General features: G+C 63.3%; 21 protein-coding genes. 13 read left to right on the top strand and 8 right to left on the bottom strand.

The genetic code is table 11. From position 1 onward, the window contains the following. Positions 1-4: 4 nt before the first annotated feature. From thiS to BQ4436_RS06160, 3 genes are read left to right on the top strand one after another with little or no spacing between them, the layout of a single operon-like run. The gene (gene thiS / locus BQ4436_RS06170) at positions 5-202 is read left to right on the top strand and encodes a sulfur carrier protein ThiS (protein WP_070362966.1); all 198 of its coding nucleotides are present in this window, start codon (positions 5-7) and stop codon (positions 200-202) included. A 2-nt stretch (positions 203-204) separates the two neighbouring features. Beyond that, the gene (locus BQ4436_RS06165) at positions 205-996 is read left to right on the top strand and encodes a thiazole synthase (RefSeq protein ID WP_070362967.1); all 792 of its coding nucleotides are present in this window, start codon (positions 205-207) and stop codon (positions 994-996) included. Beyond that, a complete protein-coding gene (locus BQ4436_RS06160; RefSeq protein ID WP_070975905.1) occupies positions 993-2,081 on the top strand; it encodes a ThiF family adenylyltransferase in 1,089 nt (362 codons plus the stop codon). The genes BQ4436_RS06165 and BQ4436_RS06160 overlap by 4 nt, the downstream gene beginning before the upstream one ends. 6 nt (positions 2,082-2,087) lie before the next feature. Here BQ4436_RS06160 and BQ4436_RS06155 read toward each other — a convergent pair whose 3' ends face one another. The 5 genes from BQ4436_RS06155 to BQ4436_RS06135 form a co-directional block, all read right to left on the bottom strand. Further along, on the bottom strand, positions 2,088-2,438 hold the full coding sequence (locus tag BQ4436_RS06155; RefSeq protein ID WP_070975904.1) for a DUF4282 domain-containing protein: 351 nt from the start codon (positions 2,436-2,438) through the stop codon (positions 2,088-2,090). 74 nt (positions 2,439-2,512) lie between these two features. Further along, entirely contained in the window at positions 2,513-3,019 is a 507-nt protein-coding gene (locus BQ4436_RS06150) for a DUF305 domain-containing protein (protein ID WP_070975902.1), read from the bottom strand. Further along, positions 3,016-3,225, bottom strand: a complete 210-nt coding sequence (locus BQ4436_RS06145; RefSeq protein ID WP_070975900.1) for a hypothetical protein — start codon at positions 3,223-3,225, stop codon at positions 3,016-3,018. The genes BQ4436_RS06150 and BQ4436_RS06145 overlap by 4 nt, the downstream gene beginning before the upstream one ends. Before the next feature lie 305 nt (positions 3,226-3,530). Continuing rightward, positions 3,531-4,031 (bottom strand): 5-(carboxyamino)imidazole ribonucleotide mutase, encoded by a 501-nt coding sequence (purE, locus tag BQ4436_RS06140; RefSeq protein ID WP_070362972.1) that lies wholly within the window; start codon positions 4,029-4,031, stop codon positions 3,531-3,533. Positions 4,032-4,049: 18 nt separating this feature from the next. Further along, entirely contained in the window at positions 4,050-5,213 is a 1,164-nt protein-coding gene (locus tag BQ4436_RS06135; protein ID WP_070362973.1) for a 5-(carboxyamino)imidazole ribonucleotide synthase, read from the bottom strand. Between the two features lie 57 nt (positions 5,214-5,270). Here BQ4436_RS06135 and budA point away from each other — a divergent pair, with 57 nt between their 5' ends. Beyond that, on the top strand, positions 5,271-6,008 hold the full coding sequence (budA, locus tag BQ4436_RS06130; protein ID WP_070362974.1) for an acetolactate decarboxylase: 738 nt from the start codon (positions 5,271-5,273) through the stop codon (positions 6,006-6,008). Here budA and BQ4436_RS06125 read toward each other — a convergent pair whose 3' ends face one another. Together BQ4436_RS06125 and BQ4436_RS06120 are read right to left on the bottom strand one after the other, a co-directional pair. Beyond that, positions 6,009-6,470, bottom strand: coding sequence for a hypothetical protein (locus tag BQ4436_RS06125; RefSeq protein WP_240492739.1), 462 nt, complete (start codon positions 6,468-6,470; stop codon positions 6,009-6,011). A 10-nt stretch (positions 6,471-6,480) separates the two neighbouring features. Beyond that, positions 6,481-7,203 (bottom strand): biotin--[acetyl-CoA-carboxylase] ligase, encoded by a 723-nt coding sequence (locus tag BQ4436_RS06120; RefSeq protein WP_070975898.1) that lies wholly within the window; start codon positions 7,201-7,203, stop codon positions 6,481-6,483. 31 nt (positions 7,204-7,234) lie between these two features. On the opposite strand from BQ4436_RS06120, the gene BQ4436_RS06115 reads away from it, so the two are divergent. The 5 genes from BQ4436_RS06115 (at position 7,235) to BQ4436_RS06095 (ending at position 10,560) form a co-directional block, all read left to right on the top strand. Beyond that, a complete protein-coding gene (locus BQ4436_RS06115) occupies positions 7,235-7,657 on the top strand; it encodes a DoxX family protein (protein ID WP_070362977.1) in 423 nt (140 codons plus the stop codon). A 105-nt stretch (positions 7,658-7,762) separates the two neighbouring features. Then, positions 7,763-9,289 carry an acyl-CoA carboxylase subunit beta gene (locus tag BQ4436_RS06110; protein WP_070975896.1) on the top strand — a complete coding sequence of 509 codons (1,527 nt, stop codon included), beginning with the start codon at positions 7,763-7,765 and terminating at the stop codon, positions 9,287-9,289. A 15-nt stretch (positions 9,290-9,304) separates the two neighbouring features. Further along, positions 9,305-9,508 carry an acyl-CoA carboxylase subunit epsilon gene (locus BQ4436_RS06105; protein ID WP_070362979.1) on the top strand — a complete coding sequence of 68 codons (204 nt, stop codon included), beginning with the start codon at positions 9,305-9,307 and terminating at the stop codon, positions 9,506-9,508. Between the two features lie 3 nt (positions 9,509-9,511). Then, positions 9,512-10,105 carry a Maf family protein gene (locus BQ4436_RS06100; RefSeq protein WP_070975894.1) on the top strand — a complete coding sequence of 198 codons (594 nt, stop codon included), beginning with the start codon at positions 9,512-9,514 and terminating at the stop codon, positions 10,103-10,105. Between the two features lie 5 nt (positions 10,106-10,110). Next, on the top strand, positions 10,111-10,560 hold the full coding sequence (locus tag BQ4436_RS06095) for a DUF3151 domain-containing protein (RefSeq protein ID WP_070975892.1): 450 nt from the start codon (positions 10,111-10,113) through the stop codon (positions 10,558-10,560). 38 nt (positions 10,561-10,598) lie between these two features. Here BQ4436_RS06095 and BQ4436_RS06090 read toward each other — a convergent pair whose 3' ends face one another. Next, positions 10,599-11,657, bottom strand: a complete 1,059-nt coding sequence (locus tag BQ4436_RS06090) for a Cj0069 family protein (protein ID WP_070975890.1) — start codon at positions 11,655-11,657, stop codon at positions 10,599-10,601. A gap of 295 nt (positions 11,658-11,952) precedes the next feature. Between BQ4436_RS06090 and BQ4436_RS06085 the strand changes: the two genes are divergently transcribed. The 4 genes from BQ4436_RS06085 to BQ4436_RS06075 all read left to right on the top strand — a co-directional run bounded on the left by BQ4436_RS06085 (position 11,953) and on the right by BQ4436_RS06075 (position 14,847). Continuing rightward, complete coding sequence (locus BQ4436_RS06085; RefSeq protein ID WP_070975889.1) at positions 11,953-12,819, top strand: sulfurtransferase; 867 nt, start codon at positions 11,953-11,955, stop codon at positions 12,817-12,819. A gap of 191 nt (positions 12,820-13,010) precedes the next feature. Continuing rightward, positions 13,011-13,442: a hypothetical protein gene (locus BQ4436_RS06080; RefSeq protein ID WP_070975887.1), complete on the top strand. Its 432-nt coding sequence runs from the start codon at positions 13,011-13,013 to the stop codon at positions 13,440-13,442. A 5-nt stretch (positions 13,443-13,447) separates the two neighbouring features. After that, entirely contained in the window at positions 13,448-13,618 is a 171-nt protein-coding gene (locus BQ4436_RS12235) for a hypothetical protein (protein WP_176754819.1), read from the top strand. A gap of 545 nt (positions 13,619-14,163) precedes the next feature. After that, positions 14,164-14,847 (top strand): hypothetical protein, encoded by a 684-nt coding sequence (locus BQ4436_RS06075; RefSeq protein ID WP_070975886.1) that lies wholly within the window; start codon positions 14,164-14,166, stop codon positions 14,845-14,847. Positions 14,848-14,954 lie beyond the last annotated feature (107 nt).

Genomic DNA, 14,954 nt, shown 5'->3' with positions numbered 1-14,954 from the left:
CATCATGCGCATCATCATCAACGAGAAGCCCCATACCTTCGACACCGCGCCGACTGTGCGGTCGCTGGTCGAGGAGGTCGTCGGCCACGCAGAAGGCGTCGCCGTCGCTGTCAATGGCAAGGTTGTGCCCGCAAGTCGCTGGGACAGCTCGCTTGCCGACGCCGACACCGTCGACATCCTCACCGCCGTCCAAGGAGGCTAGACGTGCTGAACATCGCCGACAAGAAATTCGACTCCCACCTGATCATGGGCACCGGCGGGGCGACCAGCCAGCAGTTGCTCGAGGACGCGCTGGTGGCCAGCGGCACGCAGCTGACCACCGTGGCGATGCGTCGGCATGCCGCCCGCACCAATGGCGGCGAGAGCGTCTTCGAGATGCTCACCCGGCTCGGCATCGATCCCCTGCCGAATACTGCGGGCTGCCGCACCGCCCGCGACGCGGTGCTCACCGCGCAACTGGCGCGCGAGGCGCTCGGCACGAACTGGGTCAAGGTGGAGGTCATCGCGGACGAGCACACGCTGCTGCCGGACGTCGTCGAGCTTGTCGACGCCTGCGAGCTCCTCGTCGCCGAAGGCTTCGTCGTGCTTGCCTACACCTCCGACGACCCGGTCGTCGCCGCCCGCCTGGAGCAGGTTGGGGTGCATGCGGTGATGCCGCTCGGCTCTCCGATCGGCACCGGCCTTGGCATTTTGAACCCGCACAACATCGAGCTGATCTGCGCGCGTGCGCAGGTGCCCGTGCTTCTCGACGCCGGCGTCGGCACCGCTTCCGACGCCACCTTGGCCATGGAACTCGGCTGCGACGGCGTGCTGCTCGCCAGCGCGGTCAACCGTTGCCAGGACCCGGTCGCGATGGCGCGTGCGATGCGACACGCGGTCGAGGCTGGCCGGCTCGCGCGGGATGCGGGTCGGATTCCGCGGCGGACGCATGCGGAAGGGGCGTTGGCGTCGTCAAGCTTTGATGGCCTAGCGAGCTGGGCGGATGAAGTCCTATGAGCCTGCCTCACGCTGAGCTGCGGCGCACCGCGCGCCAAACGCTGCTGCCCGGCTTCGGGCTAGCGGGCCAAGAGGCGCTGAACCGCGCGCGGGTGCTTGTCATCGGCGCGGGCGGGCTCGGCTGCCCGGTGATGCAGGCGCTGGCGGCCACAGGTGTCGGCACGATCACGGTGATTGATGATGACGTGGTGGATGACACCAACATCCACCGCCAGATTCTGTTTAGCGCCTCCGACGTGGGCCGGCCCAAGGTGGAGGTGGCAGCCGAGCAGCTGCGCCGACACCGCGCAGACGCCACGATCGTGCCGCTGCGCAAGCGCCTCGACACCTCCAACGCACCTGGGCTGTTCCGCGAGCACGACCTGGTCATCGACGGCTCCGATACCTTCACCACGAAATTCCTCGCCGGCGACGCCGCAGAACTCACCGGCACGCCCCTGGTGTGGGGCTCGGTGCTGCGCTTCCACGGCGAGCTCGCGCTGTGGTACTCCGGACCGGATGCACGCGGGGTCGGGCTACGCGACCTCTACCCCACCCACCCGGCACCCGAGGACGCTCCGGACTGCGCCACCGCCGGCGTGCTCGGGGTGACGACCTCGGTCGTCGGCGGGCTGATGGCCACGGAGGCCGTGAAATACCTCGCGGGCATGGACGCCGAGGTCGGTGTGCTCCATGTCTACGAGGCGCTCGCCGGGACGCTCCGGCGCTTCGAGGTCGCTGCCGACCCGCAGCGCGAGCTGGTCACCGAACTCGTCGCCGAAGCTGCCCCGTGTATGCTGCCGCCAGACGGCGAGAAAACGCGCCTACTCGCGCAGGTCGCGGATGGTCACGCCACAGCGCTGGACGTGCGCGAACTCGGTGAAAAAGCGATCAAGGACCTGCCGCACGCGTCCTTCCACCTGCCGGCCTCGGTGTGGCGCGAAGACCCGGACGCCGCGCTTACGCTCCTCGACGAGCTGCGTGGCGCGGGCGAGGTCGTGGTCTACTGCGCCTCCGGCAAGCGCTCGGCCGATTTCGTTGCGCGCTTCGGCGAGGCTGCCGCCGCGCGCGGCCTCACTCTGCACAGTTTGCCGGGCGGGGTCTAGCGACCCCTAACGACGCTGCGCCGCTGCGATCTCGGAAGTGTTCTGCGCCGTCTTGATCGCCGAGACCATGAATTCGAGGGTGACGCGCGCGCTGATCAATGAGAACAGCGCGAAAAGCGTACCGAAGAGAAGGAAGCCGATCAGCATGAGCAGGCCGGTGCCAAAACCAACACTGAACGTAGCCAGCGACACCAAAAGGCCGAAGACCCAGCACAGGCCGATGAGGACGGCGGAGATCAGGTAGATCACGCGGGCGAACTTCAGGGTGATGTACTGGGAGAAGGAGAAGTCGAAAAGCGCGGAGAAGAAGCCGTCGGCGGTCTGCTTGCTTTGCGCGGCGTTGAAGTTGGCGATCATGGGTGTTCGTATTACAGGTGCACTACGAACTTATACCCGGGTTAACGCGCTCCCGCTTCGTTTATCCAGGTTGGTTACTCAGTCAGCAGGCTTTCGCCTCTGGCTTCCAGGAGTTGTTCCATCTCGTGCATCTCAGCGGTTTGCACGTCGACCATTTGTTGAGCCAGTTCCACGAGAGGCTGGTAGCCGCCGTTGTCGATTTGGTCTTGGGTCATGGCAACGGCACCCGCGTGATGGAAATGCATGAGCTGGAGGAACCGGGTGTCTGCTTCCTCGCCCGAAAGTGATTTCAGCTGGTCCATCTGTTCTGGAGTGATCATGCCATTGGCAATGTGTGGGGCGTGATGTGCCATCAAGTCACCCTGGTCCCATTGTTCAGCCCAGTCGACCATGGTGTCGATTTCTTCTTGTTGCCCGATTTTAATCCGTTCGGCCAAGTCCGCGGTGGCTTCGCTGATGCCATCGGCGGCCAGGATGATCTCGCTCATGTCCACGGCTTGCTGGTGATGCGGTGTCATCATCGCGAGAAAATGCAAATCGACCCCATTGACTTCTGCGGGTTGGTTGGCCCCGGCAGTCACTGCGGCACCGTCCTTGTCGGTCTGGGGCGCGTCTGTGGCGTCTTGTCGGAGCCGTTGTCGTCAACACCCTTCTTGTGGCCGTTGACCTCAACCTCAACATCCTGCTTGCCACCATCAAGATCCGGATCCTCAACAGTCACGTTGATCGGACCATCGACGTCCTTACCCGGGGTGACCTCAATTTCACCGGTCTCCGGATTGATCACGGCAGGAACATCCTTACCGTCCTCATCCTTAGCCGAAACCTTGGTGTCCTCATCCGGGTTGTTGACGATGACGCCAGTGCCCTGCTTCTCATCAGTCGGATCAACCGGCTTCTTACCAGACTCGTCGACTGTGGTCTTGTCGGAGCCGTTGTCGTCANCCCCCTACACGACGCTCTGCCGATCTGCCCTGTCGCTTATACCCATCTAGAGGTGGATAAGAGACAGGTGCGCTGCAGAGCCGGGCGTGCAGCATGCGCGACGGGTGGCCGTCGACAATTCGCGCGCCCAGCACCACGATGGGGCTGCTACTCACCCAGCAACCGGCTGCGCAGCGCGGCATCCTTACGCTCAACTTCGGCCGCCATGTCGGCCTGGTACTTCGCCATCTTGTCCACTAGTTCCGGATCCCCGGCACCGAGCATCCGAACAGCAAGCAGGCCCGCGTTCTTCGCGCCGCCGATAGACACCGTCGCGACTGGAACACCCCCTGGCATCTGCACGATGGAAAGCAGAGAATCCAGCCCGTCAAGGTCCTTCAATGCGCGAGGGATACCGATGACTGGCAGTGGCGTTGCCGCGGCAACCATCCCCGGCAGGTGGGCTGCCCCACCGGCGCACGCAATGATGACCTGGATGCCACGTTCATGTGCTTGCTTCGCATAGGCAAGCATCTTCTCAGGGGTGCGGTGCGCGGAGACCACCCCGACCTCAAACGGCACCCCGAACTCCGCAAGTACCTCTGCGGCAGGCGCAACCGTGTCCCAGTCCGAATCCGAGCCCATGATGAGGCCAACGCGTGCGTTCATGAAGAAACTCTCCTCCTGTTAGTACCAGTTCGCGTGAACAATAAAGTGCGCGGCGTGCTGCGCAATTGCCAAGGTGGACGTGGCGTCGTAGCCGGTGACGTTGACGTGTCCCATCTTGCGCCCAGGGCGCCAGCTCTTGCCGTACAGGTGCACCTTGGCCTCCGGGTAGCGGCGCATCACCTCGATGACGCGCTGCTCCATCGGCATCTGCGGATCCTCCTCCGCACCGAGAGTGTTCACCATCACCGTGACCGGCTCGAGCGTATCCACGGACCCGAGCGGCCAGTTCAGGACCGCGCGCAGGTGCTGCTCAAACTGGGAGGTCACGCAGCCGTCCTGCGTCCAGTGTCCCGTGTTGTGCGGGCGCATCGCAAGCTCGTTGACCAGAATTTTCGACGCCCCGTCCTCCCCGATGCACTCGAAGAGCTCAACGGCGAGCACGCCCGTAACGTCAAGCTTGGTCGCAATATTGGTGGCAAGATCACGGCACTGTTTCGCCACATCAGCCGGCAGTTCTGGCGCTGGAGCAATCGCGATATGGCAGACGCCGTCCGCCTGCCGTGACTCGACGACGGGCCACGCCTTGACCTCGCCGTCCCGGTTGCGCGCCACCATCGCGGAAAGTTCGCGGGCGAAGTTCACCTTTTCTTCCGCGTAGAGCACAACGCCCTTCTCAAGCAGATCGGTGACCAGCTGCTCGCACTCTTGCAGGGTCTCTGGGAACCAGACGCCATGCCCGTCGTAGCCTCCGCGCGTCGCCTTGACGCACACGCGGCCGTCGACAAGCTTCCAGAACTCGCGGGCGTCCTCCACGGAGTCAAACTTCGCAAACGGCGGCACCGGTGCCCCCAGCTCCTTGAGCTTGGTGCGCTGCTCAAGCTTGTCCTGGGCGTAAATCAGCGCCTGGGGGCGCGGCTCCACGTTGTAACCTTCGTCCAGCAGGCGCTGCAGGAACTCGTTTGGGACGTGTTCGTGGTCGAACGTGATCGCCGAGGCACCCTGGATGGTTGCGTGCAGGTCGTCGAAGTTGGTGTAGTCACCAAGCTGGACGTCACCAAACACCTGGGCGGCCGAGGCGTCCGGGGCGCCTGCGAGCACCCTGGGCTGCATTCCAAGTTCGATGGCTTCCGTGTGCATCATTCTGGCAAGCTGACCGTCACCGATAACGGCAACTCTGGGCATTCCTTGAGCGTCTCTCACAACGAACTACCTTAGCCTTATGGGCGCTACGATGTGGGCATGACTGAAACGAATCCCGCGATTGTTCGCCATACCATCTTCCAAAACTCGTTGATGACCGCGCTTCTCGACGGCATCTACGAAGGCGAACTGACCATCGGAGACATCCTCGGCAAGGGAAACTTCGGCCTTGGCACCTTCGACGGGCTCGACGGAGAGATGATCATTCTCGACGGCGTGTGCTACCAGCTCACCAGCGACGGCAAGGCGCGCGTCGCAAGCCTTGACCAGCGCACACCGTTTACCGTGGTCACCAACTTTGTGCCGCGCATCCGCGTCGACGCGCCGAAAGGGATGCGGCGCGCGGAACTGGCCGAGTTCATCGACGCGCTCGAGCCGAGCCACAACTTCTTCTACGCCGTCAGAATCACCGGCACCTTCGACGAGGTGGTCACCCGCACCGTGACCAAGCAGGAGAAACCGTACCGCCCCATGACGGAGGCCATCGGCGATGACGCCGAGCACCACTTCACCGACGTACACGGCATCATCGGCGGCTTCCGCACGCCCGCCTACGCCAAAGGCATCGGGGTGCCCGGCTGCCACGTCCACTTCATTGACGACGCCCGCACCGCCGGCGGCCACGTGCTCGACTACACCATCAACGACGCCGTCATCGAGCTGTGCCCCGCCACCGACATGGATCTGCACCTGCCGATCACGGCAGACTTCCAGGCAGGCAGCCTCAGCCCGAGCGACCTGGACAGCCAGCTGCACACAACGGAAATTAAGGAGTAGTTAGCGGCGGCGCAGGCTCTCGTCCAGCGCACGCTCCACCGCACGCGCCTTCCCCACCTGCGGGAAGAACACCGGCTGGTCGAACCCCCACAGGGCGATGGACAGCCCGCCGCGCTGGCGTCGAAAAGAATGAATCTGGCGCAGCGGGATGGAGTCGACCGCACCGCGCGCCGAGCGGGCGAGGATGCGGCGGTCGGTGAGCAGGAAGCGCTGGCGGCGGTGGCGAACCACCGGCAACACAAAGCGCCACACTGACAGCAGCGCCCACACCGCAACCACGATGTTGTGCGCCTGGGGGTTCACAAACGGGGTGACGTCCATCCAACCGATGGCAATCCAGGCGATCCCGGTGATCACGATGAGCTCGAGCAACGGGAAAATAAGGCTCGTTAACGGCGGGTTCGTGTCGGCGAGGACGGCCTCGCCCTCTGCCAGCTGAAACTTCACCCGCGACTGTTGCACGGCACAGATCCTACTGTTTCGGCCGGAGGTGGTGCACATCTCCGACGCTGTACGCCGTGCCGTCGATGATCACTTCGCCCTCATCGTTGACCCCGTCGACAGTGCCGATCGCTTCACCATCATGCAGCTCAATGCGCACGTGCTGCCCGATCGTGCTGCACACTTTGCGGTAGTCGGCCAGCAGCTGCGGGTCGCGCTGCCGCCACTGCGAGAAACGCTCACCCATCGCGCACAGTACCTGCGTGGTGAAGTCCACGAAGTCGACGTCGATCCCCTCAAGGTTCAGCGCCGTTGCGGTGGGGATGGGCAGCTGCTCGCGCTCGAAGTTGACGTTAATGCCGATGCCGACCACTACGCGCCCGTCCGCGAGCCCGGAGAGAATCCCGGCGAGCTTCTTCCCGCCGATCTGCACGTCGTTCGGCCATTTGAGCTGGGCCTGCGGCACGACGTCGGTCACCGCGACACCGGGCGCGATCGACAGCAGCCCGAACGGTGGCGGGTTGTCGTCGATGGGCAGCACCATGCTCATCGCCAGCTGCGCATCCTTCGGGCTGACCCACTTGCGGCCAAGTCGCCCGCGCGACGCCGTCTGCTCCCCCGCGATGAGCACGGTGCCGGGTTCGCCTTTGTTGAGGAGATCGTCGTTCGTCGACCCGGTGGTTTCCACCCAGCGCACCACCGGCCAATACTTTTCGACGCCCCGCTGGAGCCTGCTCAGTTCTTCAGCATTCATGTTGACCTAATCTAGCGCTACTGTTAGACACATGACGATTCAACGTTTCCTCCGCAAGGCACTCATCCCGACGTTCGGGGTGGCCGGCATCCTGCACTTCATCAAACCAGAACCTTTCGATTCGATCGTTCCCGAGTCCCTCCCAGGTGAGGCCCGGACGTATACCTACGCGTCCGGCGCCGCGGAGTTGGCAGCTGCTGTGCTGCTGGCCGCGCCCAAGCTTGGCCCGGCGTCACATGCGGGACACCAGAAACGTGCGCCGAAGCTGCGCAAACTCGGTGGTGGCTTCGCAGCAGCGCTCTTGCTGGCCGTGTGGCCTGCGAACTTCGAGATGGCCCGCCAGTGGCGCAACAAGCCGTGGCAAAAGCAGGTGATCAGCATCGGTCGACTTCCGCTGCAGCTGCCGCTGATCTCAGCTGCGTGGAGCATTTTCAAGGACCCGAGCATGCGCTAAGCGCGTTGCCCGTGCCGTGTTGGCGTCCTGGCACCTGAAACATAAGGGCCCCGCCGCGCGATTTATAATGTGGTTTTCTTTCCGTGCTAGTTAGACTGAGGCGATATGGGCGATAAATCTTCTTCCAAACCTGACATGTCGACGACTGCAGGCCGTATCCAAGATCTGCGCAACCGGCTTGACGAGGCCCAGGCGCCGCTTGGCCAGGACGCGATCGACGCGGTCCACGAGGCCGGGGACCTGACTGCGCGTGAGCGTGTCGAGCGTTTGCTGGACGCGGGCTCCTTCGTGGAGGTCGACGCGCTGGCACGCCACCGCGTCGAGGCGTACAAGATGGACCGCACCAAGCCGTCGACGGATGGTGTCGTGGCCGGCTATGGCCTCATCGACGGCCGCCGCGTCTGCGTGTTCTCCCAGGATGCCACCATTTTCGACGGCGGTATCGGCGAGGTGTACGCCGAGAAGATCCTCAAAGTCTACGAGCTGGCCGCAAAGACTGGCGTGCCGGTGATCGGGTTCTACGACTCGCTCGGCCCGCGCTGGCAGGAGGGCGTCGTCACGGCGCATATGCAGGCGAAGATCCTGCGTGCCGCGACGCAGGCTTCTGGCCTGGTGCCGCAGATCGCCGTGGTTGCCGGTGAGGTGGCCACGCTTGCTGCCACCACCGTCCCACTGGCCGATATGCGCATCATGGTCGACGGCGCGAGCCTGCACCTAGCTGCGACCGATGTGGCTTCCAAGGTCGCTGGCAGCGAGGTGACCGCGGAGCAGCTCGGCGGCGCCGACGTCCACGCCGCGACCACTGGTGTGGCCAACATCCGCGTCAGCACCGATGAGCAGGCTGTCGACGAGGTGCGCAAGCTCGTGAGCTACCTGCCGCTGAACAACCGCGCGGCTGCTCCCGTGGCTGACGCCGCAGAGGGCGCTGACGCCAGCGTGCTTGATTCCCTGGTTCCCGACGAGGACGCCCAGCCATACGACATCACCACCGTCATCGAGACGATCACCGACGGCGACTTCTACGAGCTCGGCGGCGCCCACGCCGGCAACGTCGTCACCGGCTTCGCACATATTGACGGTCGGGCGCTCGGCATCGTGGCCACGCAGCCAAGCGTGCTCGCCGGCTGCCTGAGCGCCGACGCAGCCCGAAAGGCCGCGCGCTTCATCCGCACCTGCGACGCCTTCAACCTGCCACTGCTGCACATCGTGGACTGCCCAGGCTTCGTCCCGACCGTCGAAGAGGAGCAGGCGGGCGCCCTGTCCGCTGCGTCCACGCTGGCGTACGCCTTCGCTGAGGCCCAGGTCGGCACCATCACGGTGATCACACGCAAGGCGCTCGGCACCGCCTACTCGGTGCTCGGCTCGAAGGGCCTGGGCGCTGACCTTGTCTTCGCGTGGCCGACCGCGCAGATCGCGCTGGCTGACGCACCGACGGCCGCCGAGGCGTTGGGCGTCGATACGCAGGCGTACGAGGAAGAAAACCTCAACCCCTACGTCGCTACCGAGCGCGGCCTTGTCGACGCCGTCATCGCACCAAGCGACACCCGCGCCCAACTCGTGGAGGGCCTGCGCCTGCTGGAGCGCAAGGTTGTGTACCCGCCGCAGAAGAAGCACGGCAACCTGCCGCTGTAACCACGAAAGGAATGTATGTCTTCCCTCCCCTTCGACGTTGTGAAAGGCAACCCCTCCCCCGAGGAGGTCGAGGCGCTACGCCTCGTGCTGGAGCAACTGCAGCAGCAGGCCCAGGCCGCGAAGCGCGGGCAGCGCAACCTGTGGGGCGTAGCGCCATCGCCGGTGCATGCGCCGACTCTGTTTAACCCGCTCGCGTTCTCCCCTTCGACGTACTCCTAAGCCATGCGGATTGTTCTCGCCTCACAGTCGCCGTCGCGCCGAATGTTGCTCGAGCAGGGCGGCATCAAGCCGGTGCTTCGGCCCGCCAACATCGACGAGGATGCGGTGATCGCCTCGCTTGTCGACGCCCCACCAGCGCACACCGTCGCCGCCCTCGCCCGCGCTAAGGCTGAGACCGTCGCCGGCGAGTTCCCTAACGACGTCGTGGTCGGCTGCGATTCCATGCTGCTTCTGGACGGCCAGCTGCTGGGCAAGCCGCACACCGTTGAGGCCACGATCGAGCGCTGGCGTGCGCAACGCGGCAAGGCCGCAGAGCTGCTCACCGGCCACGCCGTCGCCTACAACGGCGAGTGGGTCACGGACACCGTGCGCACCACCATCCGCTTCGGCGAGGCGAGCGACGCCGACATCGTGGCCTACGCCAGCTCCGGTCAGCCTTTGCAGTGCGCGGGCGCGTTCACGCTAGAGGCACTCGGCTCCTGGTTTATTGACTCCATTGACGGCGACCCGACCAGCGTCATCGGCCTGTCCATGCCGCTGCTGCGGCGCTGCCTCTATCACTTCGGACTGGACGCGTCGGAGTTCTGGGTATCCTAGTCGGCATGAAGTTCAACGACATGCTTGCCCCTGATCCGATCCACCTCCCAGAAGACCCAGCCACCGGCTGCGACCTGCTTGCCGACGCCACCGCCGTCGCGCACCCCGATTCCCCCGCCGTGTGGGCCGCCCGCTTACCCCGGCCCGCCGTCGCGCACCCCGATTCCCCCGCCGTGTGGGCCGCCCGCGCCGAGCGCGAGCTGGCAGACGGCGACACGATCGTCGCCTACGCGTACGCCCGCACCGGATACCACCGCTCACTCGACCGGTTGCGCGCCAACGGCTGGAAGGGCTGGGGCCCGGTTCCGGCCTCACACGAGGCGAACGTGCCGGTGCTCAAGGCTATCGCGATGCTCGCCCTGGCCTCCAAGGCCATTGGCGACGACGCCGAGTACGACCGCTGCCGCCAAATGCTTTCCGACGCCGACCCGGACAGCGTCGCTACGCTCCTCTAAACCCCGGTCGGCGCCATGGCGCCTATGGCTAAACGCGACTAGGCGAACTTCGCCTCGACGCGCTTGATTGCCTCCTGCGCAACGAGCTCCTGAATACCCATGTCGAGCTCGGAAGTGAAGCCGACGCAGGAGCAGTTGATCTCGCCGAGCACGTAGGTGTCCTCGCCGTTCTCGCCGTCGGCCAGCATGAAGTCCGCGGTCCAGACGAGCGGGATGTTGTCGCCGCCGAGGTTCTCGGCGATGACCGGGCGGGCCTCAGCGAACATGTCAATGAGTTCTTGCCATGCCTCTGGCTTGTCGTAGGTGTACGTCGCGCCGGAGAACAGGGTCGCGGAGAAGTTATCGCCGCCCTCTGCCGGCTTCTTGTGCACAACGAACACCGGGTGCGGGCCGACGAGCAGAATGCGGATCTCGCCCTCGACGATGCGTGGCATGAAGCGCATGTCCACCAGCATGCCGTTGTCTCCAACGATGTACTGGTTGCAGAAGGTCATGAACTCGCCGAGCTCACGCGTCTCGGTGTGGTTGTCGACGGCCTCGGTGCAGCGGATCTTGGTGTCCAGCGGCAGCGCGGTGCCTGGCTCGACGGAGGCCGCGAGGTCCTCGTCAGCGATGCGGACGCGCCAGATGCCCTCGCCGGTCGAGCCACGGTTCTGCTTCAGTACGCGCTCGCCGTAGGACAGGGACGTCGGGAAGGTCTCGTGGAAGGTCTCGACGTCGTAGTACGCGGCGGTGTCGGACGGGACGAGGTCGGTGTCCTTCAGCTTCACCAGGGCGTCCTTTGCACCGTAGGCCATCATCTCGCCCGGCGTGGACATACCGACCAGGCCCGCAACGGAAAGGCTGGTGAGCAGGTCGAAGTAGCCCTTCTCGCCGCCAGGGATGTTGCCTGGGTTTACGCGGGAGATGTAGCCGTCAAAGTTCTCGGAGACGTAGGTGTAGATCGCGTCTTTCCACTCGGGGCGGTAGAAGACAACTTCGGCGTGCCATCCCATGGCCTTGATCGCGTTGACGATCGGCATGGTGTCTTTCCGGTGTCCGTCGAAATACTTATCCGAGCCGCCCTCGACCTCGAATACGACGATAGCTTTATGCATGGGGCACCTTTCTAGTCATTGTCCCACCTTGTGGGTGGAAACGGGTGTCTGTATGTTCCAATTAGTAACTTTATTTGGCAGGATGAATTTTTCCGCACTCGCCTGGGAAAACGTGCCCAAGTTCACACCGCGTATAACCCCCGTGAATACACCCTGCGCACGCGAGTGACACCGCGCACACTGGACCCGTTTTTGCGGAATTTTGCGTCACCTATTTTCCTTGACATGTAGGGTGAGGGGCAGTAAGTAACTTCGCTCTGTGTTATTGGCCATTGCTATTGGAGGTTAACCCACCGTGGGCATCGAACTCGACGATCACTCGCAGTTTGCGAACTACGCACATCCGGAACGATTCGTGTCAGCCGCGTGGCTTTCTGCACGCTTGGGCATGCCGGGTCTGCGGGTGGTCGAAAGCGACGAGGACGCCTTCCTCTACGACATTGGGCACATCCCAGGCGCCGTCCGGATCGATTGGCACAACGACCTCAATGATCCTGTGCAGCGCGACTTTATCGACGGCGAGGCCTTCGCAGAACTCATGAGCGCGCGCGGCATCTCCCGCGACGATACCGTGGTGATCTACGGCGACCGCTCCAACTGGTGGGCCGCCTACACGGCGTGGGTCTTTGAGCTGTTCGGTCACCCGGATGTGCGCATCCTCGACGGCGGCCGCGACGCCTGGATGGGCGAAGAGCGCGATACCTCCTTCGCGGTGCCGGAGTATCCACGCACTGAGTACCCGGTAGTCGAGCGCCAGGACGCACCGCTTCGCGCCTTCGCATCCGAGCTGCTGCAGGAAACACCCGCCCAGCTTATCGACGCCCGCTCGCCCGAGCATTACGCAGGAACAGAGGCGGCCGCACAGGATGGTGGCGTCGATACTCTGCGCCACGGGCACATCCCCGGCGCAGTGAACGTGCCGTGGGGCAACTCCGTGTTCCCGAACGCGCGCCTCAAGGGCAGGGATGACATTGCGCACGTCTATAAAGACTTCGACCCAGCTGCACCGACTGCGGTCTACTGCCAGCTCGGCGAAAGCGCGGCCCATACCTGGTTCGTGCTGAAGCACGTGCTCGGCTTCGAGCAGGTTTCGCTCTACGACGGCTCGTGGGCGGAGTGGGGAAACATGGTGCGTGTGCCAGTGGAGCGCGGCGAACGCTAAGCCATATTGGTTATCAGGCAGGTGGCGGTGGCGTAGTCGCCGTCGTGGCTGAGCGAGAGTGATACGACCGGTCACGTCAAGCTTTGCGAGGACAGGGCGGACCACTTCCCAGCCCATCCCGTTTGTGTTTGTGGGGCTCAAGAGCCTCCTTCACAGGTCTGCTCTCAGCCCATGGCTGTCTGCTATGGTTTATGAGCATGAAACGTGGTGGGGGTACTACAGACCAAGGCTTAACTTGGGTCAAAGATTTTCTGATCATTATCTTGTTCTTGTTCGCCGGGTTGTTTTACTTAGCGTTAATCTTCAAGGACCCAGTAACACGAGAAGCTGCCCTCGATCTAGGCGCTAAGGTGCTGGGACCCTCAATTCCCGCCGCAGTGGCTTTTTACGGAGTCCTGAAAACTCTTGAGAACACACGAAAGCAAGATTTACTTAAAGAATGGCACTCAAATTTGCGTTGGGCGACGGACCTTTGCGTATCAAAAGAGCCAGAAGTCGTCGCCATCGGTGTCGCTGCCATCGATGCGCTTGATGACGCGCCCTTCCTAGGAAATAATGAGAATGACCTCGTCGATTCATTAATCAAGCAAATAACCAGGAGTTGGGACTCCGAGAGCAGGTGACATAAATGGAAAAGCGCCGTACCCCTAATCAAGAGTTTTACGTCCCAAAGACCAACGTTCCTCCGAACGCGGGCCAGATCGCCGCGGCCAAGCTCATCATGAAGCGCCACCGCGAGGGCAAAGGCCGTGTGGAGATCACACCGAAGATCCGTTACCTCGCGAACTACAGAGACTAATTCTGAGTCTCTCCTGCTCTCCAACCCATTGCCAGGTTGGCTGCCAGGAATCACTTTCCCCGTGTCTGCACCCCGCGGCTACGCATAGGATCGCGGCGTTGAGTGCGCACACAAGCTCGGCGGTCACCGGCTGCCGGTCGTGTTTCGCACGCAGCGCAATTCGTGCAGCGTCCTGCAGGTCTTGGAGCAGCTGCAAGTCAGCCCGCGAGGCGATTCCGGCAGTGCTGCCATTTGCCAAGAACTCCTCAGTCGCAAGCCGTCTGGTACGGAGGTTGTCGAAAACCTTGCCCGCCGAATAGATCACTGAGGCAAAGTCGTCCATCCGTAGCATGCCTCGTAGTGTAACGCTGGGGTGCCACGTGGCGTCGGCAAGCAGGCACTTGGACGAGTGTCCTGTGTGTTCCGGCGCCAAGCACGAACCCCCTGGCACGCAGTAAGCGCTGGCTCGTCGACAAGCACAAACTGATAGTCTGTCGCCAAATGCTTTCCGACGCCGACCCAGGCAGCGTCACCACACCCCTCTCATCTAACCCCAGGACGAAACCATGACACGCATGCTTTTCAACCGCGCATCAGCTGCCACTCTCGCGGTATTGGCACCACTGACCTTCACCGCGTGCAGCTCCGAAACAGACACACCACCCGTCATCACCATTACACAGACCACCGTGGTGGAAGAGCCCTCGTCCTCAGACACCCCTGACACCGCCTCATCGCCTGCCAAGCAGCCAGCGCAGCAGAATAATGCGGATGCGTGTGTCCAGCTACCCAATGATCCACGCGAGGCATACCCCTCCAACTCGACGCCCGGGCGCATGCCCGCTGATGATGGCAGCGACTTCAACTACTGGATCGAGGACATCGACAATCGCTACGACCCGTGTCAGCGTCTGAGCTGGATCATCTTCCGCGGCTCACTCGGGGACAAGGACCGCCCAGCTGGCACCGGCGCCTCCATTACCGACGGAGTAGCGTTCTACGTCGACGGCAAACCGATCAAAGAGATGAAGGCTTTCGGTCGCATCGACAACATCGAGCCGCTCGGGGATGGCGCTGCTGTCTTCGAGTGGTCGGAGCGCGGCAGGTCTACCGCAGAAGGCTTCGTCAACCACTACTCTGCAGAACTCCGCGTCACCGGCGGAGAGGTCACAGCGGTCTCGGGAGACACAGAGAAGTTTCACGAACACTGGGACTACCCCGTCAGCTACCTGCTGGGCACGTATGATTAAGCGCGCCCCCGCGACGCGTTTCATGCACTCCTCGCTATGAGAATCGCTGGGACCTACCGGCAAGTTGTAACATAGGGTGGCAAAATCCGATATATTTCGGCAAAGCT

The organism is Corynebacterium sp. MC3 (assembly GCF_900099485.1).
Classification (GTDB): Bacteria; Actinomycetota; Actinomycetes; order Mycobacteriales; family Mycobacteriaceae; genus Corynebacterium; species Corynebacterium pseudogenitalium.
The sequence above is the reverse complement of the archived record's forward strand: the minus strand, read 5'-3'. Positions and strand labels throughout refer to the sequence as shown.